The sequence below is a fragment of the Bradyrhizobium sp. CCBAU 53340 genome (genome assembly GCF_015291645.1).
In the GTDB taxonomy this organism is placed as follows: domain Bacteria; phylum Pseudomonadota; class Alphaproteobacteria; order Rhizobiales; family Xanthobacteraceae; genus Bradyrhizobium.
The window spans coordinates 6296565-6320990 of record NZ_CP030055.1; the positions used below are offsets into that span (position 1 = coordinate 6296565).

At 64.0% G+C, this 24426-nt stretch carries 23 protein-coding genes; 7 read left to right on the plus strand and 16 right to left on the minus strand.

The window, feature by feature from the left end:
• Positions 1 to 241 precede the first annotated feature (241 nt).
• Both XH89_RS29775 and XH89_RS29780 read left to right on the plus strand, forming a co-directional pair.
• Positions 242 to 493 carry a type II toxin-antitoxin system prevent-host-death family antitoxin gene (locus XH89_RS29775; protein ID WP_194463911.1) on the plus strand — a complete coding sequence of 84 codons (252 nt, stop codon included), beginning with the start codon at positions 242 to 244 and terminating at the stop codon, positions 491 to 493.
• Entirely contained in the window at positions 493 to 909 is a 417-nt protein-coding gene (locus tag XH89_RS29780) for a type II toxin-antitoxin system VapC family toxin (protein WP_194463912.1), read from the plus strand. Before XH89_RS29775 ends, XH89_RS29780 begins: the two co-directional genes overlap by 1 nt.
• Positions 910 to 913: 4 nt before the next feature.
• Here the strand turns inward: XH89_RS29780 and XH89_RS29785 are convergent, their stop codons facing one another.
• Entirely contained in the window at positions 914 to 1759 is an 846-nt protein-coding gene (locus tag XH89_RS29785) for a DeoR/GlpR family DNA-binding transcription regulator (protein ID WP_194463913.1), read from the minus strand.
• A gap of 119 nt (positions 1760 to 1878) precedes the next feature.
• Positions 1879 to 2553 carry an HAD family phosphatase gene (locus tag XH89_RS29790; RefSeq protein ID WP_194463914.1) on the minus strand — a complete coding sequence of 225 codons (675 nt, stop codon included), beginning with the start codon at positions 2551 to 2553 and terminating at the stop codon, positions 1879 to 1881.
• A 153-nt stretch (positions 2554 to 2706) separates the two neighbouring features.
• Here XH89_RS29790 and XH89_RS29795 point away from each other — a divergent pair, with 153 nt between their 5' ends.
• The gene (locus XH89_RS29795; RefSeq protein WP_194463915.1) at positions 2707 to 3102 is read left to right on the plus strand and encodes a nuclear transport factor 2 family protein; all 396 of its coding nucleotides are present in this window, start codon (positions 2707 to 2709) and stop codon (positions 3100 to 3102) included.
• Between the two features lie 271 nt (positions 3103 to 3373).
• Here XH89_RS29795 and XH89_RS29800 read toward each other — a convergent pair whose 3' ends face one another.
• The 10 genes from XH89_RS29800 to XH89_RS29845 all read right to left on the minus strand — a co-directional run bounded on the left by XH89_RS29800 (position 3374) and on the right by XH89_RS29845 (position 17586).
• Positions 3374 to 3565: a hypothetical protein gene (locus tag XH89_RS29800; RefSeq protein ID WP_194463916.1), complete on the minus strand. Its 192-nt coding sequence runs from the start codon at positions 3563 to 3565 to the stop codon at positions 3374 to 3376.
• 221 nt (positions 3566 to 3786) lie between these two features.
• Positions 3787 to 4197, minus strand: coding sequence for an acyl-CoA thioesterase (locus XH89_RS29805; protein WP_194463917.1), 411 nt, complete (start codon positions 4195 to 4197; stop codon positions 3787 to 3789).
• Between the two features lie 7 nt (positions 4198 to 4204).
• On the minus strand, positions 4205 to 6301 hold the full coding sequence (locus XH89_RS29810) for a 3-hydroxyacyl-CoA dehydrogenase NAD-binding domain-containing protein (protein WP_194463918.1): 2097 nt from the start codon (positions 6299 to 6301) through the stop codon (positions 4205 to 4207).
• 2 nt (positions 6302 to 6303) lie between these two features.
• Entirely contained in the window at positions 6304 to 7587 is a 1284-nt protein-coding gene (locus tag XH89_RS29815) for an acetyl-CoA C-acetyltransferase (protein ID WP_194463919.1), read from the minus strand.
• A complete protein-coding gene (locus XH89_RS29820) occupies positions 7587 to 9854 on the minus strand; it encodes an acyl-CoA dehydrogenase (protein ID WP_194463920.1) in 2268 nt (755 codons plus the stop codon). Before XH89_RS29820 ends, XH89_RS29815 begins: the two co-directional genes overlap by 1 nt.
• Before the next feature lie 244 nt (positions 9855 to 10098).
• The gene (locus XH89_RS29825) at positions 10099 to 10722 is read right to left on the minus strand and encodes a flavin reductase family protein (RefSeq protein ID WP_194463921.1); all 624 of its coding nucleotides are present in this window, start codon (positions 10720 to 10722) and stop codon (positions 10099 to 10101) included.
• 183 nt (positions 10723 to 10905) lie between these two features.
• On the minus strand, positions 10906 to 11505 hold the full coding sequence (locus XH89_RS29830) for a TetR/AcrR family transcriptional regulator (protein ID WP_194463922.1): 600 nt from the start codon (positions 11503 to 11505) through the stop codon (positions 10906 to 10908).
• A 33-nt stretch (positions 11506 to 11538) separates the two neighbouring features.
• Positions 11539 to 14676 carry an efflux RND transporter permease subunit gene (locus tag XH89_RS29835; RefSeq protein ID WP_194463923.1) on the minus strand — a complete coding sequence of 1046 codons (3138 nt, stop codon included), beginning with the start codon at positions 14674 to 14676 and terminating at the stop codon, positions 11539 to 11541.
• Positions 14677 to 14904: 228 nt separating this feature from the next.
• Positions 14905 to 16011 carry an efflux RND transporter periplasmic adaptor subunit gene (locus XH89_RS29840; protein ID WP_194463924.1) on the minus strand — a complete coding sequence of 369 codons (1107 nt, stop codon included), beginning with the start codon at positions 16009 to 16011 and terminating at the stop codon, positions 14905 to 14907.
• A gap of 243 nt (positions 16012 to 16254) precedes the next feature.
• Positions 16255 to 17586 carry an MFS transporter gene (locus XH89_RS29845; protein ID WP_194463925.1) on the minus strand — a complete coding sequence of 444 codons (1332 nt, stop codon included), beginning with the start codon at positions 17584 to 17586 and terminating at the stop codon, positions 16255 to 16257.
• A gap of 78 nt (positions 17587 to 17664) precedes the next feature.
• Here XH89_RS29845 and XH89_RS29850 point away from each other — a divergent pair, with 78 nt between their 5' ends.
• Positions 17665 to 18144: a DUF2809 domain-containing protein gene (locus XH89_RS29850; protein WP_194463926.1), complete on the plus strand. Its 480-nt coding sequence runs from the start codon at positions 17665 to 17667 to the stop codon at positions 18142 to 18144.
• A gap of 46 nt (positions 18145 to 18190) precedes the next feature.
• Here XH89_RS29850 and XH89_RS29855 read toward each other — a convergent pair whose 3' ends face one another.
• The 3 genes from XH89_RS29855 to XH89_RS29865 form a co-directional block, all read right to left on the minus strand.
• On the minus strand, positions 18191 to 19351 hold the full coding sequence (locus tag XH89_RS29855) for a winged helix-turn-helix domain-containing protein (protein WP_194463927.1): 1161 nt from the start codon (positions 19349 to 19351) through the stop codon (positions 18191 to 18193).
• 117 nt (positions 19352 to 19468) lie between these two features.
• The gene (locus tag XH89_RS29860) at positions 19469 to 19717 is read right to left on the minus strand and encodes a hypothetical protein (RefSeq protein ID WP_194463928.1); all 249 of its coding nucleotides are present in this window, start codon (positions 19715 to 19717) and stop codon (positions 19469 to 19471) included.
• A gap of 122 nt (positions 19718 to 19839) precedes the next feature.
• Positions 19840 to 20085 carry a hypothetical protein gene (locus tag XH89_RS29865; RefSeq protein WP_194463929.1) on the minus strand — a complete coding sequence of 82 codons (246 nt, stop codon included), beginning with the start codon at positions 20083 to 20085 and terminating at the stop codon, positions 19840 to 19842.
• Between the two features lie 379 nt (positions 20086 to 20464).
• Between XH89_RS29865 and XH89_RS29870 the strand changes: the two genes are divergently transcribed.
• A complete protein-coding gene (locus XH89_RS29870; protein ID WP_194463930.1) occupies positions 20465 to 21106 on the plus strand; it encodes an OmpA family protein in 642 nt (213 codons plus the stop codon).
• Positions 21107 to 21169: 63 nt separating this feature from the next.
• Here XH89_RS29870 and XH89_RS29875 read toward each other — a convergent pair whose 3' ends face one another.
• The gene (locus XH89_RS29875; protein ID WP_246767649.1) at positions 21170 to 22429 is read right to left on the minus strand and encodes a phospholipid carrier-dependent glycosyltransferase; all 1260 of its coding nucleotides are present in this window, start codon (positions 22427 to 22429) and stop codon (positions 21170 to 21172) included.
• Between the two features lie 216 nt (positions 22430 to 22645).
• Here XH89_RS29875 and XH89_RS29880 point away from each other — a divergent pair, with 216 nt between their 5' ends.
• Positions 22646 to 23347, plus strand: coding sequence for a FecR domain-containing protein (locus XH89_RS29880; protein WP_194463931.1), 702 nt, complete (start codon positions 22646 to 22648; stop codon positions 23345 to 23347).
• Positions 23348 to 23349: 2 nt separating this feature from the next.
• Positions 23350 to 24423: a hypothetical protein gene (locus XH89_RS29885; protein WP_194463932.1), complete on the plus strand. Its 1074-nt coding sequence runs from the start codon at positions 23350 to 23352 to the stop codon at positions 24421 to 24423.
• Positions 24424 to 24426 lie beyond the last annotated feature (3 nt).

Here is a 24426-nt window from a genome sequence, read left to right on the forward strand (position 1 = left end):
GTCGAGCGCCTACTTTCGTTTTTGATTAGATCACACCGAAAAACGAAAGCAAGATGAAAGAGAGACGAAAGGAAGCGAAAGCGGAACTTTTTCTCCATCAAGGTGGCGCGGAAATCAGCAAGCAGATGGGCGATTTCCGAGGCATTGGGCACGATTGACCGGCACGCTCGCCCCCTGGCTTGAATGGTAGCAACATAGCTACATATACTTTTCAAGGGCGCCGCACCCGGGAGCGATGACGATGGTAACCACCCTCACCAGCCGAGAATTCAATCAGGACACCGGCGGCGCCAAGAAAGCTGCATCGCAAGGACCTGTCTTCATTACGGATCGCGGTCGTCCGGCCCATGTGCTGCTGACGATCGAGGATTATCTACGTCTGAGCGGCGGACATATGAGTCTTGCCGAGGCCTTGGCGCAAACGAGTGCGGACTTTGATTTTGATCCGTCTCGCATATCCGGCGGCGTGTTCAAACCCGCCGACCTCGATTGATGTTTCTGCTCGACACCAATGTCATTTCAGAGCTTCGGCGACCGGATAAGGCCGATCGCAATATCGTCGCCTGGGCCAATGCAGTTCCTGCTGCGAATTTCTTCATGTCCGTCATCTCGGTTCTCGAGATCAAGCTTGGCGCGCGCTTGGTCGAGCGCAAGGACGCGGCACAAGGCGCCATCTTGCGCACTTGGATCGACGCTCAAGTCTTGGCGCGCTTCGAGGGCCGCATCCTGGCCATCGACACGGCTGTGGCGCAGCGTTGCGCGCAACTTCACGTTCCTAATCCGCGAGCTGAACGGGACGCTCTCATCGCAGCGACCGCGCTCGTTCACGGCTTGACGGTTGTCACGCGTAACGTGAAGGATTTCGAACCGACGGGCGTTCCGCTGCTCAACCCGTGGGACGGCGCGTAAGCCCCTACCGCAGCCGCACCACCGGGGCTGCTTCAGGCGCGGCGTCCTGCACATCGGCCGGAGTCTCGTCGACGTCAGCCCCCTTCGGCATCGCCTCCACCACTTCAATGCCCTTGCTGTGGCAGATGGTGGCGAGGCGCTCGGGCAGCTCCTGGTCGGTCACGAAGGTCTGGATCTGGGTCATATGCGCGATCCGGACCGGCGCGCTGCGGCGAAGTTTTGTGGAATCGGCCACCAGCATGACGCTGCGGGCATTGGCGATGATGGCTTGTGCCACCTGCACCTCGCGATAATCGAAATCGAGCAGTGCGCCCTCCTCGTCGATCGCGGAGGCGCCGATGATGGCGTAGTCGACCTTGAACTGGCCGATCAGCTGCGTCGCGGTCGAACCGACCACGGCGCCGTCTGCACGTCGCACCGTGCCGCCGGCGACCACCACCTCGATCCGGGGATGGCGATAGAGCAGCATGGCAACGTTGAGATTGTTGGTGATGACCAGCAGGTCTTCATGCGAGGTCAGCGCGCTCGCGACCTCCTCCGTCGTGGTGCCGATGTTGATGAAGAGCGAGCAGCCGTTCGGGATCAGCGAGGCGGCGGCGGCTCCAATCGCCTTCTTCTCGTCGGCGGCGACGAAACGGCGCGCCTCGTAGGCGAGGTTTTCGACGCCGGAGGCGATGATCGCGCCGCCGTGGATGCGGGTGAGCGAACGTCGTTCGCAGAGATCGTTGAGGTCCTTGCGGATGGTCTGCGCCGAGACTTCGAAGCGGCGCGCCAGCTCCTCGACCATGACGCGGCCCGAGGCGCGGGCAATGTTGAGGATTTCAGCTTGGCGATGGGTCAATCCGGTCACGGCAATGGCCTCAAATTAGAATGATGCATGGTGCGGCTTCTCGTCCGCGCGGTCAATGCGCGCGCCGATCACGGTTAATGGATGAAACCCTCCCCACGCCGTTTCTACCAAGTCATCTCTTACCAATTCAAGGCGCGCGCGAGCCGCGCGAGCAGCTCGGGATCGTCGAAGGCGCTGGCGGAAGCGACCGCCCCTGCTCCAACCAGGTCAGCATCGCTGAGGCTGGTCCGGATGCCGATCGTCGCGATACCAGCGGCGGTCGCCGACCGCACGCCGGAGCGGGAATCTTCAAAGGCAATCGAGGCGGCTGCGCCGGCGCCGACGAAGCGCAACCCCTCCTGGTAGGGCAGCGGATGCGGCTTGCCGTGCGGCAGTTCGTCGCCGATCACGAGGGCCTTGAAGCGGTGCGTGATGCCGAGGCCGGACAGCAGCAGCTCGGCATTGAGACGCGGCGCGTTGGTCACGGCGACCATGGGAATGCCGGCGCCATCCGCACGGTCGAGCAGCGCCATCAGGCCGGGCAGCGGTTCGATCTGCCCCGCCACCAGCGTTCGGAACACTTCTTCTTTCTCACCGAGGATCTCGGCGCGGCGTTCCAATGTCTCGTCAGGCAGGAAGCGCTCGCCGATCGACAAATTGGCAAAGCCTTGCAGTTCCCTGGAGAAGCGCGCGTGGTCGAAGACGTGACCGCGGGGACCGAGCACCTGGTTGAACGCCTTCAGGTGCAGCGGGTCGGTGTTGGCGAGCGTGCCGTCGATGTCGAACAGCAATGCTTTGCCCAGTGCCTGCATCATTTCGTGATTCCTCTCGCGCGCGGCGCAGCGATACGCGAGGCGTATCAATTTGCGCCGGCTGGCGCAATGTCGCGCATTGTGGAGGTGGCGACCTGACGCTCGACAAACTCGAATGCGGCTGCAACAGTAGACGCAAGATCAAGAACGGAGGATATGATGACACTTAATCGCGATCATGTGGCCCCGGCAGACGAGAAAGCGATGGCAGAAAAAGTCGAGGCCTTTCGCCTCGCCCAGATCGCAGCCGATCCAAAGGCGCTCAGCGCGCTGTGCGCGGACGATCTGAGCTACAGCCATTCCAACGGCTTCCTCGAGGACAAAGCGGCCTTCGTCGCCAATGCCACAGACGGCAAGACGACATTCCTGTCGATCGCGTACAAGGATCCGACCATCAAGATCGTCGGCCCTGCCGCGATCGTACGCTTCCACTGGATGGCCGAGATGATGACCGACGGAAAGAAAGTGGCAAACAGCCTTCACATCCTGATGAACTGGCAGAAGCAGGGCGACGAGTGGAAGCTGCTGTCGCGCTCGGCGACGAAATTGTGACGATGGCTCTTACCCTCTCCCTTGTGGGAGAGGGTGGCATAGGCGGCCTTTGGCCGCCGTTCTTAAGAACGCCGATGCTCTGCATCGGCTATGGCATAGCGGCGAGACGGGCGAGGGGTATCTCTCCTCGCGAACGATCTTGCGAGTTGGAGAGCTACCCCTCATCCGGCGCTTCGCGCCACCTTCTCCCACAAGGGGAGAAGGAAAAGGCAGCGGCATCAAGGGCTGCAAAAAATTCCGACCGCGCTCCGCGCGCTTGGAATGAAGGCCGCTATGCCGCCTCTCTCACATCGCCATTCACCAGCTTGCGCGCAGCGCGCTCGGCTTCGCGGGCATTGCGGAAGAGCTGTCCTTCGAGGCGATTGAATTGGTGGGACGAGGCGAAGAAGCGGTAGCCTCCGTCGCCGCGAACGACGATGCCCGCGGTCTCTGAATTGACTTCGATGATGTAGCTGTCCGGCATGGCCCGTGGATTCCTCAGTGCGGGCAAATAACGGCAAGTCTGCCCAAAGGTTCCTAGGCAAATCAGCCGGTTTCCACCCCGAATCGACGCGCAACTGAGTACGCTCGGACCTCATCCGTTTTATGACCCGTTCTTGGCAAAGACGCGACGTGTTGAGGGAGCGGCGTCGCGCTTCGCTGTGCTGCAAGTCTTCGTGAGATGAGACAGAGCGCCGCGCGCGATTACGTCGCGATCGGCGGATCATTTCGCTGGATCGCTTGCGGATGGCCGTTGTCGTCGATCGAGACGTAGGTGAAATTACCGTCGGTCACGAGAAGCGGCCGGAGCTCACGCCGCCGCAGCGCCCAGGCTTCGAGATGGACCGTCATCGAGGTACGGCCGACGCGGACGAGATGGGCATAAACCGAGACCAGATCGCCGACATAAACCGCTTTTCGAAAATTCATCGCGTCGATCGCAACGGTGACCGTGCGCGACTTCGCGACCTTCGAGGCGAACACACCGCCGCCGACGTCCATCTGGCTGAGCAGCCAGCCGCCGAAAATGTCGCCATTGGCATTGGTGTCGGCGGGCATCGCCAGCGTGCGGATGCAGAGGTCGCCGCTCGGCTCGGCGTCGGGCTTTTCGGTCATGTGTCGCTCACTTGAAATTGTCCCAGCCCGGATCGGGCGCGAAACGCCCGCCGAATCGCTCGGCAAGCCCGCGCAAGGTGGATACAATATTTTCCACGCCGCGCGTGCGCGCATAGTTCAGCGGACCGCCGCGGAACGGCGCGTAGCCGGTGCCGAAGATCATGGCGCCATCGACGGCATCGGGGTCGTCGACGATGCCTTCCCGCAGAGCCGCGACGCAGACATTGGACATCGGCAGCACCAGGCGGTCGATCATCTGGTCGGTGACGCGCGGGCCGGTCTCGGGCAGTGGCGCCTTCTCCGCCTTGCCGTCCTTCCAGGTGTAAAACCCTTTGCCGGTCTTGCGGCCGAGCTCGCCCTTGGCGACCTTGTCGCGCAGCCAGGCCGGCGTCGGCGGCAGGAGATCGCCGAACCTGGTACGCAGCATGTCGCCGACGTCGAGGCAGATGTCGAGCCCGACCTGGTCGGCCAGCTCGATCGGCCCCATCGGCATGCCGAACTGTTCGGCCGCGGCATCGATCAGGCGCTGGTCGGTCTTCTCGTCCAGCATCACCATCGCTTCCAGCATGTAGGGCGTCAGCGCGCGATTGACGAGAAAGCCGGGTGAGCTCTTCACGGCGAGCGGCAGGCGGTCGATCGCGCCGACGAAGGCGAGCGCCTGCTTCAGAACTTGCGCATCGTTGCCGTCGTGGCTGACGACTTCGACGAGCTGAAGCCGCGACACCGGATTGAAGAAATGCAGACCGACGAGGCGCTCCGGCCGCGTCAGGGTGGTGCGCAGATCCTGAAGCGGGATGCTCGACGTGTTGGTCGCGAGGATCGCGCCCGGTTTCATCTTCGGCTCGAGGCCGGCATAGACCTTCTGCTTGAGCTCCAGCTTTTCTGGCACCGCCTCGATGATCAGATCGGCGTTGCGAACGCCCTCTCCGTCCATATCAGGGATCAGTCGATCGAGCGCATCGCGTACTTCGGTGGGTTTGCGGATGATCTTGCCGTAGAGCTCGGCGGCGCGCTTCACCGCGCCTGCAATCGGCTCCGCCTTCATGTCGGCGAGCGAGACGCGCAGCCCCTGCCCCGCTACCCAAGCCGCGATGTCGCCGCCCATGGCGCCGGCGCCGATGACGTAGACGTGCTTGATCGTGTTGCCGGGGCCCGCCGCCTTCTTCATCTGCTCGCGCAGGAAGAACACGCGGATCAGATTCTGCGCGGTCGGCGTCACCATCAATTTCGCGAACGAAGTCTGCTCCGCCTTTAACATCGCGGCCTTGCTGCCGCCATGCGTCTCCCAGAGATCGATCAGCGCGTAAGGCGCCGGATAATGCTCGCGAGGCGCGGCCTTCGCGGCCTCGGTGCGCATGCGCTTGGCAAGCAGCCCGCGCACCGGGCCGAGATTGGCCGCGCGGGTGAGCAGGCCGGGCTTGGCCCGCTTCAGGCGGCCGAACAGCACATCCTTCACCGCGCCCCGGACGTGACGCTCCTGCGTCACGCTGTCGACGAGGCCGAGGGCTTTGGCGCGGCGCGCATCGATGGTGCGCCCTGTCAGCATCAGCGCCATCGACTGGGTTGGATTGACCAGCGCGGTGAAGCGCGCCGTGCCGCCGAGACCGGGATGCAGGCCCAGCATCACCTCCGGAAAGCCGAAGCGCGCGCCATCGATGGCGATACGCGACTGGCAGGCGAGTGCGACCTCGAGGCCGCCACCGAGGCAGAAACCGTGTATGACCGCGACCGTCGGCAGCTTGAGCGCTTCCAGATGGTCGACCACCGCATGCGCGGCACGGATGCGGGTTTCGACCATTTCGGGATCGGACGCGCCGCGAAACTCGTTGACGTCGGCGCCGGCAATGAAGCCGGACGGCTTTGCCGAGCGAATCACGAGGCCAGCGGGACGCTCGGTCTCGATCGCGGCGAGCGCTGCGTCGAACTCCTCCATCACGTCGGCGGAGAGCGTGTTGGCGCTGGAATCGGCGCGGTCGAACAGCAGCCAGGCGACGCCGTCGGCATCGCGCGTCAGCTTGAAATGCTTGTACGGACCGTCAGCCGCCGGCTGGGGTCCAAGCGAGAGCACGCGGTCGCCGAGCGCGGTCATGATCTTGGAATCCATGGTCACACCGCCTCGATCAGCATGGCGCCGCCGAGCCCGCCGCCGATGCATTCGGTGGCAATCCCGCGCCGCGTGCCGAGCCGCTTCATCGCGTTGACGAGATGCAGCACGATGCGGTTGCCTGATGTGCCGACGGGATGGCCGAGCGAGATGGCGCCACCGTCGACATTGAGTTTTTCGCGGTCGATCTCACCTGCCGCACCGTCGAGCCCCAGGATCTCGCGGCAAAATTTGTCGTCGTTCCAGGCAGCAAGGCAACCGAGCACCTGCGTCGCGAACGCCTCGTTCAGCTCCCAGGTCTCGACGTCCTTGACGGTGAGGCCATTGCGCGTCAGCAGCGGTGTCGCCGACATCACAGGACCGAGGCCCATGATGCTGGGATCGAGCGCAGCCCAGTTGCTGTCGACGATCGCGGCCTTGGGCGTCAGTCCGTGCTTTGCGACAGCCGCGTCGGAGGCGAGGATCACCCAGGACGCGCCGTCTGTGATTTGCGAGGAATTGCCCGCGGTGACCTGCCCCCACGGACGCTCGAACACCGGCCTCAACTTTGCCAGTGTCTCGGCTGTCGAGTCCGGGCGCACGCCGTCGTCATGGTCGAAGAATTTTCCGTCGCGGGAGAACGCGGTCTCGACCTCGCCTTTCAGAAAGCCCTCCGCCTGCGCAAGCGCAAGCCGGCGATGGCTCTCGGCGGCGTAGGCGTCGGACTGGGCGCGGGTAATGCCGAAGAGATGGCCGACGACCTCGGCGGTCTGCCCCATGTTGAGTTCGGTGATGGGGTCAGTGAGCCCACGCTCCAGGCCAATGATCGGCTTGAGATAGCGCGGGCGCAGCCTGAAGGCGGCGGCGAGCTTGGCAGCCACGCCCTTGGCGGTGGCAAGGCCGGCGAACCAGCGCACGCCGGAGTTCGGCCAGACCAGCGGCGCGTGGCTGAGCGCCTCGGTGCCGCCGGCGAGGATCATGTCGGCATGGCCTTCGCGGATGTAGCGGTAGGCAGTATCGATCGACTGCATGCCGGAGCCGCAATTGATCTGCACCGTGAAGGCGACCATGTCCTCGCCCATGCCGAGCCGGAGCGCCGCAACGCGGGCCGGGTTCATCTCGTCGGCGATGACATTGACGCAGCCGAGGATCACCTGGTTGAAATCATCAGGTGAAAACGGCTGGCGCGCCAGCAGCGGCCGGCCGCATTGCACGGCGAGATCGACAGGCGTGAACGGTCCCGGTCCCGAGCGTGCCTTCAGAAACGGCGTCCGGCTGCCGTCGATGATGAATACCGGTCGCGCCATCAGCTCGCCGCCCTCTGCTCACCGAGTTCCTGGAAGAACTGATGCACATCGCCGGTTTTCTTGTAAATCGGCGACAGCGCCTCGGGCGCAAAATCGTCGACCGCGATCACCTTTGTGACGGCTTCGTGCGCTGCCGCCAGTTGCTCGCCTTCGGCCTGCGTGATCACGCCCATGGTGACGGCGGCCTTCCAATCGCCGATCTGCGCGGCGCGCATGCGCCTAGCGATGGCGTCGGCCCCCACGACCAGCTTGAATGCACGCTCCAGCCGGGCGAAGCCGCTGTCGTCGTCGACATAAGCGAGATCCGGCGTCAGGCGCTCGCGCGCGGCCGACGGCTCCAGCACCAGGCTCGCGCATTGGTGCACGACGCGGTCGGACGGGCCGAGCACGCGGGCGCCGAACGGCTGAACCACGAGCTTGAGAATCGCAGCGACAAAGCGATTGGGCAGATTGGCGAGGATTTCGGCAAGCCGGATCTCTATCGTCTTGAAGCCGGTGGCCATGCACCATTCCAGCGCGGCAAAATCCTCCTTCTGCCGGCCCTCGTCCTGCCAGCGCTTGAGCGCGGCCGACAGCAGATACAGCTCGGAGAGGATGTCACCGAACCGCGCCGACAGCATCTCCTTGCGCTTCAGCGCGCCGCCGAGCGTCAGCAGCGCCATGTCGGCGCAGAGCGCAAATGCCGCGGAGTAACGCGAGAGCTGGCGATAGAACGGCGTGGCATCGCCCGCATCCGGCGCAAGTGCGAAGGCGCCAAAGGTCCAACTGCGGCCAAGGGCGCGGAACAGAGTTCGGAAGCTGTGACCCACATGCTTCCAGAACGCCTTGTCGAACGCGGTAAGCCCGCGCGCGCGATCGGTGTCGGCCAGCGCATTCATCTCGTCGAGCAGATAGGGATGGGCGCGGATCGCGCCCTGCCCGAACACGATGAGGTTGCGGGTGAGGATGTTGGCGCCCTCGACCGTGATGCCGACAGGCACGGCGCGATGCAGATTGCCGATGTAGTTTTGCGGTCCGTCGATCACCGCCTTGCCGCCATGGATGTCCATGGCGTCGTCGATCGCAACCCGCATCCGCTCGGTCGCGTGCAGCTTCATGATGCCGGAGATGACGGCGGGATGGACGCCGGCGTTGAGCGCTGCGCAGGTGAGCCGCCGCGCCGCATCGAGCTGATAGGCGGTGGCGACGATGCGCGCGAGCGGCTCCTCGACACCCTCGAATTTGGAGATGGAGATGCCGAATTGCTCACGGATCCGGGCATAGGCGCCGGTGGTGCGCGCGGCATAGGCGGCGCCGGCGGCAGAGAGCGACGGCAGCGAAATGCCGCGTCCAGCGGCGAGTGCCGTCATCAGCATCTTCCAGCCTTGGCCGAGGCGCTCCTTGCCGCCGATCACATAGTCGAGCGGAATGAAGACATCGCGGCCCCGGTTCGGGCCGTTCTGGAATACCTGCATCGACGGCAGATGACGGTGGCCGATCTCGACGCCGGGCAGATTGGTCGGGATCAGCGCGACCGTAATACCGAGCTCTTCCTGATCGCCGACCAGATGATCGGGATCATAGGCCTTGAAGGCGAGGCCCAGCAGCGTCGCGACGGGACCGAGCGTGATGTAGCGCTTGTGCCAGTTGAGGCGGAGGCCTGTGACCTCGCGCCCCTCGAAATTGCCTTTGCAGATGATGCCGGTGTCGACCATCGAGGCGGCGTCGGAGCCGGCTTCCGGGCTTGTGAGCCCGAAGCAGGGAATGTCGCGGCCATTGGCTAGCCGCGGCAGCCAGCGTTCCTGCTGCTCCTGCGTGCCGAAGCGCATCAGGAGCTCGCCGGGGCCGAGCGAGTTCGGCACCATCACGGTGACGGCCGCCGCGATCGATCGGGTCGAGATCTTGCGGACCACTTCCGAATGCGCATAGGGCGAGAAGCCGAGGCCGCCATAGTCCTTCGGGATGATCATGCCGAAGAATTTTTCGCGCTTGATGAAGGCCCAGGCCTCCTGGGGAAGATCACGCCATTCCCAAAAGATCTTCCACTCGTCGAGCATGGCGCAGAGCTCGTCGACCGGACCGTTGAGGAAGGCCTGTTCCTCGTCGGTCAATTTCGCCTGCGGGATCTTGAGGAGCTTCGACCAGTCGGGATTGCCGGTGAAGAGATCGGCATCCCACCAGACGTCGCCGGCCTCCAGCGCCTCGCGCTCGGTGCCGGACATCGACGGCAGCACGCCGCGCGCCCAGGCGAAGATCGGTTTTGTCAGTTTGTCGCGGCGGAAGCTCATGGCGGACCTCATGCAACGGCGCGGTGACAGGCATTTTAGCGGAAAGTGGCCGGGGTGAGTGAACATCTCCGCGGCAAAATGATGCGAATTGACGCGGCCGGGCGGCCGCCCCCCGGGGACCATAACGGCCCGGGCGTGGTGGCAGTTCCGGGAGGGGGCATGGGTACAATGTCTCCCCACGTCATTCCGGGGCGCGCCTCTTGGCGCGAGCCCGGAATGACGGTGTGGAGAGAATACGGCCGGCCTAATCCGGCCGGACCATCTCGAACATGTTTTCCGGCTTGATCTCGAAATAATCGCCGCGGCGCCCCGCGCGCGTGATCGGACGGGCCGCAGCGGTCTGGTAGACGCCGTCCTTGATCATGGCCTTGTCGATGTGGACGGCGACGACCTCGCCGAGCGTCAGCCAGGCATTCGCCTCCTTGCCGTCGGCACCCTTGAGGCGGATGATGTCGGAGACCTTGCACTCGAAGGCGACGGGGCTCTCGCCGACGCGCGGCACGTTGACGAGCTTGCCCGGGACTGCCGTCAGCCCTGCGAGCTTGAACTCATCGACTTCGGGCGCAACATGCGCCGCGGTCGCGTTCATTTGCTTGGCCAGATCCATGGTGGCGAGATTCCAGACGAACTCGCCGGTCTGCTGGATGTTCTCGACCGAGTCTTTCCAATGGGTGGAGGAGAAGCCGATGATCGGCGGCACGTAGGCGAACGCGTTGAAGAAGCTGTAGGGCGCCAGATTGACGTGGCCCTTGGTGTCGCGGGAGGAGATCCAGCCGATCGGCCGCGGCGCGATGATGGCGTTGAAGGGATCGTGCTTGAGGCCGTGGCCCTTGGAGGGCTCGTAGAAGTGCAGGTCTTTCTCGGTCACGCTGGCTTTCCCGTGCTCGTCATTGCGAGCGAAGCGAAGCGATCCAGAATGCCCCCCGCAGAGACAGTCTGGATTGCTTCGCTACGCTCGCAATGACGGAGTGTGTTGATCCGTCCTGGCCCGCCACCGGTCGGTCAGCCCCGGGGCGACTAGCCTGCTTATAGGAGGAAACCCGCCCGCCCGTCAGTGGCGCGGCGACAGACCCGCGATGACGAAATCGATCATCTGGTCGATGGTCGGGCCCGGCTTGGTGGCGCACTGGGCAATCATCTGGGGGTGGAAGAAGCGCATCATCGCTGTGCAGGCGCACAGCGAAGCCAGTTGCAGGTCCGGCGCCTCGAACTCGCCGGAGGCGACGCCCTGCGCGATCATCTGGCCGACCACGCCGGCGATGCACTCCATATGGTTGACACAGACCTCCCAGTCCTCCTGCATCGCGATCTCGACCATCTCGTGCAGCTTGTTGTCACCGACATAGCGCTCGGTGTTCATACGATGGACGGTGGTGAGCAGTTCGCGGAAGCGCTCCTTGACCGGACCGGGCCTCGCCACGATCCGCTGCGCTTCGAGCTCGACCTCGCCCATCAGGCCCCGCGCCACCGCCTGGTGAATCGCCTTCTTCGATTCGAAGAAGCGATAGACGTTGGCGGGGCTCATCCGGAGCTCCTTGGCGATGTCCCCGACCGTGGTCTTCTGATAGCCGATCTGGCGGAACAGCCGCTCGGCCACCTCGAGGATACGATCCCGGGTGTCGCCTTCGATATGTTCCGCAACCAGTGTCATGGATCAGGACTCGTTCGTCTGTAGTCTTCTCATTTATTCAGCCGCTTCAGCAAGCGGAATTGCGCGCTGCTCATCGCTCCCATGCTGCGGCGCGGCAGGCTGTTCCGGCGTGCCCGCCTCGTCCAGGCTCTTCCTGAACCACAGGGCGTAGAGACCCGGCAGGTACAGAAGCGTCAGGAAGGTCGCGACGAACAGTCCGCCCATGATGGTGATCGCCATCGGGCCCCAGAAGGCCGAGCGCGACAGCGGGATCATGGCGAGGATCGCGGCGAGCGCCGTCAGCACCACCGGACGGGCGCGACGGACGGTCGCCTCCACGATGGCCTCGCGCCGGGTCAGGCCGTGGCTGACGTCGGTCTCGATCTGGTCCACCAGAATGACCGTGTTGCGCATGATCATGCCGGCGAGCGCGATCAGGCCGAGCAGCGCCACGAAGCCGAACGGCTGGTTGGCGACATTCAGACCGAGCGAGGCACCGACGATGCCGAGCGGCGCGGTGAGGAACACCAGCGTCAGGCGCGAGAAGCTCTGCAGCTGGATCATCAGCAGCGTCAGCATCACCATGACCATCACCGGGAAGAGGATGAAGATCGAGGCATTACCCTTGGCCGATTCCTCGAACGCGCCACCCGGCTCGATGCGGTAGGCCGGCTCGAGGTAGTCCTTGATCTGCTGCAGCTTCGGCGTGATCTGGTTGGTGACATCAGGTGCTTGCACACCGTCGACGACGTCGGAGCGCACGGTGATCGCCATGTCGCGGTTGCGCCGCCACATGATCGGCTCCTCGTGCGAATATTCGATCTTGGCGATCTGCTGCAGCGGCACGGCGACGCCGTTCTTCGAGGTGATGGTGAGATCACCGACGCCACCAAGGTCGAGGCGTTCGGACGGGATGGCGCGGGCGACCACCGCGACCTTCTCGATGCCGTCACGCACGGTCGTCACCTGCGCACCGGAGATCAGCATGGACAGCGCCTGGGAGACATCCTGCGGCGTGAGACCCATGGCACGAGCACGATCCTGGTCGACGACGAGCTTCAGGTAGGGCGACTGCTCGTTCCAGTCGAGCTGGACGTCCTTGACGTTCTTGTTCTGCCGCATGACGTCGCGAACCTGGTAGGCGATCTCGCGCACCTTGTTGGCATCGGGGCCGATCACGCGGAACTGCACGGGGAAGCCGACCGGCGGACCGAAATTGAAGCGGTCGACGCGGACGCGCGCTTCCGACAGGAAGCCTTCGGCCGCCGCATTCTCGATCTTGGCCTTGACGCGCTCGCGTGCCTCGACGCCCTTGGCGACGATGACGATCTCAGCGAAGGCCTCGTTGGGGAGCTGCGGGTTGAGACCGAGCCAGAAGCGCGGCGACCCCTGGCCGACATAGGACGTATAAGTCTGGATGTCCGTGTCGTCCTTGAGCAGCGTCTCCGCCTTCTTCACGGCCTTCTCGGTGACGTTGAAGGCGGTGCCCTCGGGCAGCCGCAGCTGGAGGAACAATTCGGGCCGCTCCGACAGCGGGAAGAACTGCTGCTGGACGTGACCGAAGCCGACGATCGAGGCGACGAAGACGCCGACGGTCGCGGCCACCACGGTGATGCGGTGATTGACGCACCATTGCACGATGGCGCGCAGGCCGCGGTACATGCGGGTCTCGTAGACCGCGTGCGGATCGTGATTGTGATGCACCTTCATCTCAGGCAGCAGCTTGACGCCGATATAGGGCGTGAAGATCACCGCCACGAACCAGGAGGCGACCAGCGCGATCGCCACGATCCAGAAGATGCTGCCGGCATATTCTCCGACCGCCGAATTGGCAAAGCCGATGGGGAGGAAGCCAGCGGCCGTGACCAGCGTTCCCGTGAGCATCGGAAACGCAGTGGATTCCCAGGCAAAGGAGGCCGCACGCATGCGGTCCCAGCCCTGCTCCATCTTCACCACCATCATCTCGACCGCGATGATGGCGTCGTCGACGAGCAGGCCGAGCGCGATGATCAGCGCACCGAGCGAGATGCGGTGCAGATCGAGCGACATCGAGTTCATGACGATGAAGACGATGCCGAGCACCAGCGGCACCGACAGCGCGACGACGATGCCGGTGCGCCAGCCGAGCGCGAGGAACGAGACGAACAGCACGATCCCGAGCGCTTCCATGAAGGAGTGCACGAACTCGCCGACGGCGTGCTCGACCACCTTGGGCTGGTCGGCGATCAGCGAGACATCGATGCCCTGCGGGACCGCCTTCATGAACTCCGCGGTCGCCTTCTCGACGTCCTTGCCGAGCTCGAGGATGTTGGCGCCCTTGGCGGTGACGACGCCGATGCCGATCGCGGCCTTGCCTTCCTGGCGGACGACGAAGCTCGGCGGATCGACATAGCCGTGGGTGACGGTGGCGATGTCGCCGAGGCGGAACACGCGGCCGTTGCTCTCGACAGGGGTCTCGGCCACGGCCTTGACGCCGTCGAGCGCACCGGTCACGCGCAGCGGCACGCGCTGCGACGAGGTCTCGACCGTGCCGGCGGGGGTCACATTGTTCTGCTTGGCGAGCGAATCAAACAGCGCCTGCGGCGTAATGCCGAGGGTAGCGAGCTTCGCATGCGAAAACTCGACAAAGATGCGCTCGTCCTGGTTGCCGTACATGTCGACCTTGGTGACACCAGGCACCTTGAGCAGGCGCTGGCGGAAACCTTCGGCGACCTTCTTGAGCTGGGCGTAATCGGCGCCGTCGCCGGTCATCATGTAGAGGATCGAATCGACGTCGGAGAACTCGTCGTTGACGACCGGCCCGAGAATCCCTGCGGGCAACTGGCCCTGCACGTCCACCAGCTTCTTGCGCAGCAGATAGAAGAGATAAGGCACGTCCTTCGGCGGCGTGGAATCGCGGAAGGTAACCTGGAGCGCTGTGAAGCCCGGCTTCGAATAGGTCTGCACCTTCTCGAAGTAGGGCAGCTCCTGGATCTTCTTCTCGATGGGATCGGCGACCTGGGCCTGCATCTCCTGCGCGGTCGCGCCCGGCCACAGCACCGAGACGTTGACGACCTTCACGGTGAAGAACGGATCTTCGGCGCGGCCGAGCTTCTCGTAGGAGAAGAAGCCGGCGACGCCGAGCACGAGCATCAGGAACAGGACCAGCGTCGGATGGCTGACGGCCCAGGCCGAAAGGTTGAAGCGCTTCATCGCACTCTCCGAAAGAAAAGATCCAATTGCCCAAACGACAGCCGCTCTGTTCAAACCGTCGTCGCGAGGCAGCGAAGCAATCCAGGGGGCTGGGCAGGTTCTGGATCGCTTCGCCGCTTCAGCCTTTGCGTAGGGGCAAAGGCAGAAGCTCACCTCACACGACGTAGCTCGTATTGTTAGGCATGACCCTTACGGAAAACCGCTGCACACTTTTCCGGGGTCATGCCTTTAGAAAGACAGTGACGACACGACCCGCACCTTCTGGCCGGGATCGAGCTTTTGCACACCGAGGGCGACGATCTTGGCGCCCTCGTCAACACCACCGGTGATGACGACGTCATTGCTGTCGTAGGCCTTCACGGCGACCGGCTTCAGCGCAACCGCACCGTTGTCGTCGACGACATAGAAGGACGGCTTGCCGCCTTCGTTGAACAGCGCCGACAGCGGCAGCCGCGCGACGCGCTCGGTGGCGGCGTCCGACAGTGTCAGCGTCGCGGTCATGCCGAGCGCGACCTTGTCGTCGGCCTCAGGCAGCGAGAATTTTGCCAGATAGGTGCGCGTGGCCGGATCGGCGGCCGGCGCGATCTCGCGCAGCTTCGCGACGTATTTCTTGTCCGGCTCGGACCAAAGAGTGACGCTGGCGACGCCCGACTTGGCGCGTCCAACCAGCGTCTCAGGGATCGCGACGACCGCTTCCTTTTCGGCAAAGCGGGCGACACGGATCGAAGCCTGGCCCGCGGCGACCACCTGGCCGGGCTCGATCAGCGTTGCGGTGACGACGCCACGGGCGTCGGCAACGAGCGTCGCGTAGGAAAGGGAATTCTTGGTCAGCTCGACCGAGCGGACGGCGCGGTCGAGGCGCGCGCGGGCTTCGTCGGCGGCGGCGCGGCTCGAATCCATCGCGGCGTCCGTGGTCCAGCCCTTGGCTTTCAGATCCTTGGCGCGCTGCTCGGCCGCGGCGGCCTGGGCCAGCACGCCGGTTGCGGCGGTCTGTTCGGCGACGGCCTGCTCGGCCTGGAGCTTCAGATCGACCTCATCGAGGGTGGCGAGCGGCTGGCCGATCTCGACGGTCTGGCCGACTTCAACGAGGCGCTTGTCGACCTTGCCTGCGACGCGGAAGCCGAGATCGCTCTCGATGCGGGGCCTGATGCTGCCGACGAAGCTGCGCTCCGGGGTCTCGGCATCATAATGGGCTGTTGCGACCAGGACCGGGCGCGGCGGCTCGGCCTTTTGCGCCACGGTATCATTGCATCCGGCCAGCGCGGCGGCCATCAGGGCCAGCGACACACCCGCCAAGAGCCTGGAATAGCTGGACAAAACGGACCGAACGAACATCGGAGGACACTCCTGCGTCTGCATGAGAGGAATGTCGACTAATCACTGATAAAAGTCAATAATCGTCAGTCATCAGGAATGCGTGATCGCTAAGGGGTGGTAAGAATGGCAGGACAGTAGTCAGGAAGGTGCTATCGTAGGGTGGGCAAAGCGTAGCGTGCCCACGCATTTTTCGCAGTCGTGAGAGATGGTGGGCACGGCGCAAGAGCGCCTTTGCCCACTCTACGAGACCGTTTGCTCGGCTTACCGCCCCTGTTCGGCGAACTCGTGCTTGGTCTCGTGGCGACCGACGAAGACCAAAATGCCAGCGAGGAGCGGCAGCACGGCGAGCACCAAGAGGCCTGTCGAGGTCTGACCGGTGGCCTCCTTGACCCAGCCGATCAGGTAGGGGCCGCCGAAGCCGGCGAGATTGCCGATCGAGTTGATCAGCGCGATGGCGCCGGCGGCTGCCGTGCCGGACAACCAGGCGGTCGGCAGGGTCCAGAACACACCGAAGCAGCAGAACACGCCGATCGCGGCGACCGTCAGCACCACCATCGTCAGAGTGGGGTCGGTGAGATAGGAGGAGACGCCAAGCGCAATGGCGGTGAGCAGCAGCGGCGCACCGACATGCATGACGCGCTCGCGCGTTGAGTCCGAATGGCGCGCCCACAGGATCATGGCGATGGTGCCGAACAGATAAGGAATCGCGGTGACGAAGCCGGTCTGGGCGTTGGTGAGGCCGAACGCTTTGACGATCTGCGGCAGCCAGAACTGCATGCCATAGAGCGCGCCGACGAAGCCGAAATAGATCAGGCTGAGCGCGATCACCTTCGGCGAGGACAGCGCCTCCCCGAGCGAGACGTGCTTCACCGCCTGCTTGGCCGCGATCTCCGCATCGAGCTTCGCCTTGAGCCAGGCCTTCTGCTCGGCCGAGAGCCAGTCCGCCTTCTCCGGTCTGTCGGTGAGATAGAACCAGGTGACGATGCCGAGCAGCACCGAGGGGATGCCCTCGATGACGAACAGCCACTGCCAGCCTTTCAGGCCCATTGCGCCGTCGAGCCCGAGCAAGAGGCCCGAGACCGGCGCACCGATCACGGTCGAGACCGGCACAGCGATGGCGAAAGCCGCGAGGAACCGGGCGCGATACTCGGCCGGGTACCAATAGGTGAGATAAAGGATGATGCCGGGGAAGAAGCCGGCCTCGGCGACGCCGAGCAGGAAACGCAGCACATAGAAGCTCGTGACACCGCTGGTCAGCGCCATCAGCGCCGAGATGATGCCCCAGGTCACCATGATGCGGGCAATCCAGCGGCTAGCGCCGAACTTCTCCAGCGCGAGGTTGCTCGGCACCTCGAAGATGAAATAGCCGATGAAGAAGATGCCCGCGCCCCAGGAGAAGATCAGCGGGGTGAACTTCAATTCCGCGTTCATGGTGAGCGCGGCGAAGCCGAGATTTACGCGATCGAGATAGGAGAAGAAGTAGGCCAGCACCAGGAACGGAATCAGGCGCCGGGAGATGGCGCGGATGGTCGAGGTCTCGATTTGGCTCCTGGTTGTACCGGCCGAACCGGCATAAGTCGTGGTCTGGCTCATCGCTTCCCCCCGGGTTGTTGCTTTTATGGGCTGATTGCGGTTTTCAGCATCGCGGACAAAGAGTCAATGGAGCAAGCAATGCACGGGACGCAACCGGCCAACACCGTTGCACCGCTCCAGGCATCGCTGATCCGCCTCGCCTTTGCGCTGGTCGTGATCGCCTGCGGCCTCTCCTTGCGCTGGTACGGCTTTCCGCTCGGCCTGCCCGCCGTCGTGGTGAAGTACGGCGGCTCGCTGCTATGGGCGACGATGGTGTTTCTGCTGGTCGGGGTGTTGCTGCCGCGGCTGACACGAACGCAGCTTGCGGCGATCGCAATGCTGATCGCGATCGTGGTCGAGTTTTCACGGCCGGTGCACACGCCGTGGCTCGATGCGTTCCGGCTGACGACGGCCGGGGCGTTGTTGTTGGGACGGATCTTCTCGCTGTGGAATGTACTAGCGTATGCCGTGGGGATTGCGTTCGGCGTTTGGATTGATCGGCTCTCGACGACGCACGGTCTCGTAGGGTGGGCAAAGCGAAGCGTGCCCACCACAAGCAGATGGTGGGCACGGCGCTAACGCGCCTTTGCCCACCCTACGAGACCGACGCCGCGGCGAGTAGCCTTCACTCCGCCAGCTGAAACCGCTCGAAGCGATCCAGCTCGTCCTCGATCACGCGCTTCAGCTCCTTGCGCCCTGCCGTCTTCTTCCCCTGCCCGACCCACGTCCACTTCTGCATCAGCACCTTCTTCGCCTGCCGGTCGGTCTTGAGATCGAGCGCGGCGACGATCTCGTCGCCGACAAGCACCGGCAGCGCAAAATAGCCAAGCTTGCGTTTGGCCTTCGGCACATAGGCCTCGAACAGATGGTTGTAGCCGAAGAGCAGATTGGTGCGCTTGCGCTGGATGATCAGCGGATCGAACGGCGAGAGGATGTGGACGAGATCCGGCGGCGCCTCGGCGGGCTCAAGCGCCGCAGGCGCGGCCCAATGCTCCTGCCTGCCGGCGCCGTCGATCGCGACAGGCACGAGCTCGCCGCGCCGGACGCGCGCAGCGATCAGGCCTGCGACCGCCTTCTTGCTCGGCGCATCGAGATGGCAGACCGAATCGAGGCTGACGACACCCTGCGAGCGCAATGCGCGGTCGAGCAGATAGGCCGTGATCTCCCTGGGCGAGGCCGGCTTGGGCAGCCTGTCCCAGCCGAAATGCCTGACCATCAGATCGTAGGTCTTGAGCATACCCTGGCGCGCGCCGATGGTCACGACGCCCGTGTAGAAGGCAAGCTGAAGCGCGCGCTTCGAAGGCTTGCGGCTCTGCCAGAGATGCTCCTTCTCGGTGAGCACGTCGTCCTCGATGTCGCGGATGGTCAACGCACCGGCGCGCAACAGTCGCATCACCTTGCGCATGTCGGCCGGCGTCACCGAGGCATACCATTTATGCCCCTCCCGCTTGTGCTCGCGCATGGCCGGCAGGAAGAAGCGAAAATCATCCGACGGAATATAGGACAGTGCGTGGGTCCAGTACTCGAACACGCTCTTGTCGACGCTCTGGGCATGACGCAGATCGGCGCGGCGGTAGGACGGGATGCGGCTGAACAGGATGTGGTGATGGCAGCGCTCGATCACGTTGATGGTGTCGATCTGCACATAACCGAGATGGGCGACCGCATCCGTGACCGCCTGCGACCCCTCCCCGAACGGTGCGCGCGTATCGAGGCGCTGGGCCCGCAGCCAGATCTGCCGGGCTTGTGTCGTCGGGAGCGGGAGGGGTTTTGGTGCGCGGGGCATTGCGGGAGCAATGTAGCGGGATTCGCGCCGATCAGAAGAAGAACGAACGAAAGACAGGGTAGAGGAAAAGCCGCGCTGCCGTCTGCTGACAGCGCGGCTGGACGGCGAGGCCGAGGCCTATTTCATCATCATCGCCTTCTGCGCCTTCATGTAATGCATGCAGGCGCCCTTCATCTTGCCATTGCTCATGTCCGTATTGGCCATGGCCATTTCCTTGTTCGCCGCCATCTTGGCGGGCGTGTCGGCCGGGCCGGTCATCATGGCCGTCGACTTCATCATGTTGTCGCTGGTGCACGCCATCATCGCGGCCGACGCGGGAGAAAAGGCGAACGCGACAAAGGCTGCGGCGGTGAGCAAGGTCTTCATCGAGAAGTCTCCTTAAATAAAGCGAAACCGGCGTCATGCCGGCATCCGCAGTTACGCATTCTCTGGCGAGAACGTTTCGCGGAGAAGACATTTTTCTTGCTGCAATGCGAAGCGAGACGACGTCAGCGACTGTCGCTCGGCGCCTTGGGCCGGTCGCTGAGGCTGCCGGTGGCGATGTCGGGCTCACAAATGGCCTTGCCGCGCCCCTCCGCCTGGCAGCGATAGACGCTGCCGGTGAGGCGGTCCACCAGCCACACGTTCTCGTCGGTCGGGGCCTCGAGGCCGACATAGCGGCTGGTGAGGCCCGTGATCAGCGTCGAGAGCAGGATCGCCACCGCGATCATCGCCGCACCGATATAGATGGGCATGGCGTTCAGAGACACAGTCCGATCCGGCGGGCCACTGCGATAGAATTGGTAGTCACGCTGAAAGTCACCTGGCCTCGGCACTGGACGGAACTCGGCTCCCCTTCGTCTACGATTGTCGGATGAAGCTGTTGCTAGGCGCGCATCTGGCCGAAAGCTTGTCCACGGGCGGACCATGCCGCGACCGCTTTGCGACGAACGGTGTACACAGGTTTCAGCCATGCCTCCCGCGGCTCACTTGAGGCGCAGCGGTTCCCCAAGAGGACCAGCGTAACCGGAAGCCCCGGGCTACGAACGTGATGAAGATCACATCTGAGCCTTTGAACCTTCCTTATCCTCGCAGCATCAAATCGCCATCAGGCGTCACAGCGAGGATACGACAATGACCCATTTCAATAAGTCTTTTGGACTGAAGGCGATCACGCTCACCGCCGCGCTGTCGTTGACGGCCGGCCTGGCTTTCGCCGGCGATACCAACGTCTCGTCCAGCCAGATCCTGGATGCGTTGAAGCCGAAGCCGATCACCCGCGGCCTGTCGGCCGGTCCGCAAGCCGACCCGACGGCGCAGGCCAAGGAGACGACGTTCCTGAATACCGTGCGCAACCGGCCGACCCGTTCGCTCTCGCTGGGCGAGCGCCAGGAGATCGCCGAGCTCGCGGCAACCAAGCCGAACATCGATCTCGAGATTCAGTTCGACTACAACTCGGCCGACATCGCCAAGACCTCGGTGGCGTCGGTGCAGGCGCTCGGCAAGGCGCTGTCCGATCCGTCGCTGAAGGGCTCGACCTTCGTGGTCGCCGGCCACACCGATGCGATCGGCACGGAGGAGTATAATCAAGGCCTCTCGGAGCGCCGCGCCGACACGATCAAGAAGTACCTGGTGCAGAACTACGGTCTCAGCAGCAACGATCTCGTCACCGTCGGCTATGGCAAGACCAAGCTGAAGGACACCGCCAACGGTGCCGACCCGATCAACCGCCGCGTCCAGGTCGTGAACATGGAAACCAAGACGGCGTCCAAATGATCTGAAAAGCAGCCGCGACAATCGACAAACCGCCTGCCGCGAAAGCAGGCGGTTTTCTCTTTGTCAGATCCAGCTCTGAAACAGCATCAGCCGGTTGAACGTCTGCATCGAGGTGCCGACGAAGGCGGCTGAAATCGGCAGCATCACCGCAAAGCCGATCGCGGTGAGGCCGACATAGAACCACAATGCCCACCGCGGAAGGCCCTTGCGCAGCACATAGACGAGCGCGAGCGAGACTGCCGTTGCGGCCGGCAGATAGTAATAAATGAAGCCCAGCGTGCGCGGCAGCAGCGCCCAGGCGAGCCAGGAGCCGAAATAGAATGCCCCGATCAGGAACGCATCCCAGCGACGCGCGACGATGAAGTCGCGCAGCACCATCACGAGCGCGAGAAGCGCCGGCCATGCGACCAGCGGGTTGCCGAGAAAAACGATCGCGGCGATGTTGTCGTCGGTTGTCTTGTCGAACAGGAACCACACTGGCCGCGCCAGCAGCGGCCAGGATGGCCACGAACTCATATAAGTATGGCCTGCGATCGCGGTGGTGGTGTTGTCGGCAAAGATCCGGCGCTGTGCCTCGAGCAGGTCAGGCAGTGACAGCCCGTAAAGCGGAACAAAAGCGGGGAGATAGGTTGCGGCCGGCAACAGCACGAAGCAGAGCACGGCATGGTGCGCCCTGAATTCGGGCCAGAGATCGGGTCGGTACCAGTCTCCGGGCTTCGGATCGGCAAACAGCGTGTGCCAGCCCTGCATCAGGCGGATCACGACCACGATGACGATGCAGACACCGAGCGGAAACAGCCCGCTCCATTTGCAGGCGGCCGCGAGACCGAACAGGCTGCCCGCGAGCGCGAACAGCGCCTGCGGCCGCTGTCGTCGAAAGCCGTGCATGAAGGCTGCAATTGCAAGCAGGCCGAAGCCGAGCGCGAAGATGTCGAGCATCGCGATGCGCGCCTGCACATAGAGCATCTGGTTGAACGCTGCGATCAGCGCCGCGGCGATCGCAGGCTCCTGCGATCCGAACAGCGCGAGGCCGCACAGATAGACCGCCACGATCGCGAGCGCGCCGAACAGCGTCGCCGGATAGCGCCAGCCGAACGCATTGTCACCGAACGCTGCGATCGACGTCGCAATCAGCTCCTTCGCCAGCGGCGGATGCATCGGATTGAGCATCGGCTGCGACGGCGTGGCGCCCAGCATCTGGCGCGCCGCCGGCACGTAATGCACCTCGTCGAAGACGAATTTTTCCGGCGTCGCCAGCCCGATCAGCAGCGCGAGATGGGAAGCTAGGAAGATCGCGACAGCGATCACGGCGCTTCGCGACACCTTCGGAACCGCCTGTGCTTCGCGCGACTGCTGTGGGACTATTTTGCGTGGCAAATCTGCGTCACCGCGAATAAAAACAAACTCAGCCGATCCATTGAACGCATTCTGCCGCAACTGTCACTAAGCTAACGCTCGTCCCGCGCCGTTTGTGATAATTCTGCCACAACACAACCGTGCGCGATCCGGTACGATCAGGGACCCTCGATCGGTTATGAAATGAATTTACGTTTTCTGCTTTTCCCCATCCTGCTGTCGGCCGCACTATGCGCTGCGCCTTGTGCGCAGGCGCAGACGCGCGTCGGCGAAGCCGTCCTTGTCCAGAAGGAGGTGGTCCGCGTCGCCGCGACCACGACGCCGATCAGCGTCGGCGACAGTATGCTGCGCGACGAGACCGTGCGCACTGGCGCCGACAGCGCCGCGCGCTTCGTGATGGCCGACAGCACCAATCTGTCGCTCGGACCGAGCGCGACGCTGAAGCTCGACCGCACCGTCTTCAACGACGAGCACAGCTATCGCGACGTCGCGATCCGGATGGCCACCGGCGCCTTCCGCTTCGTCACTGGACATTCGGAGAAGACCGCCTACAAGATCACCACGCCGCTCGCCACCATCGGCGTTCGCGGCACCACGCTCGACATCCTGTCCCAGCGCGGTCGCTCGGTCGTCGTGCTGCAGGAAGGCGCAGCCAGCGTGTGCACGCTGAACTTCCAGTGCACTCAGTTGACCCAGCCGGGCGACACCGCCGTCATCACCTCGACTGGCGGCAAGGTCTCGATCACCAAGACCAACACGCCGCCCTGGACCTTCGCCGCCAATTGCGCCGCGAATGCCGGCCTTTGCGCGGTCAATCAATACGCCGACGCCTCACCGACCGTCACCCCCGCTGTCCATGACGACGGCATGCTGTGCGGGCGCTGACGATGATGAAGCCCGGCTTCAAAAGGCTCGCCCTCGCCGGCGCATTGGCCGCAACCGCCGCGCTTGCGCTATTCACGTTCAACACACGTCCGGCCTCTGCCGCGAGCTCCTGCGGGTCGGATTGCGATGGGCCGCCGACGCCTTACCCGTCGCCGAGCCCGCTACCGAGCCCGCCGCTGACCGGCGCCGATTCCAGCGGCAATTCGATCGATGGCCTCGCGGGCCAGCGCTTCAACCAGATGATCACCAACCGGGTGCTGGGCACGGTGCTGCTCGGCGTCAACGAGCAGATCAATTGCAGCGACTGCGTCAGTGCGTTCGGCTCGGCCGGCTCGTTTTCGGCCGGCATCCACGGCCGCAAGGAGCTGACGCCGAACCTGTCGCTGCTCGCCGGCATCGCCTACACGCAATACAGCGAGGGCGGCTACCACATCACCAGCGCACCGATCGGCGCCTTCGCGTTGCGTTATGACTTCACCGTTTGGGGCTCGTCGCGTCCGTTCTTCGACGTCGGCGCGATCCTGACGCCGTGGGAGAAGGCGAGATACACCCGCAGCTACAACACCAGCCTCGGCCCGGTCAGCGTGACGGGTTCGACCAACGCCGCGAACTACGCCGTCTACGGCCGCGCCGGCTGGATGAGTCGTCTGTCCCCGCGCGACGAGGTCGCGGCCTCCGTCGAGGTCTGGCAACTCTGGCAGCGCGTGTCAGGCTATGCGGACAACACCGTCGCGTTCAATCCGTTCGACGCCACCATTGCTGACGGCACCGACCGCACCAGCCTGGTCAAGATCGGCGGCCAGTGGACCCATCTCTTTGCCGGCAATATCGAGACCAACATCAACGGCGGCTGGGTGCAGTCATTCGCAAGCCACAGCGGTATCGTCGCCACCGTGACCGGCGACGGCACGGTGGTGCCAACGATGGGCAACCAGGGCTGGTTCGAATATGGCGGGCGCCTCGGCTTCCGCGTGCAGAAGGGCTGGATCGTGGACCTCTTCGCCAACGGCACGCTCGGCCCGCAGCCGGTTGGCAACACCATCCACGGCGGCGTCGGGCTGAGGATCAATTATTAGCGG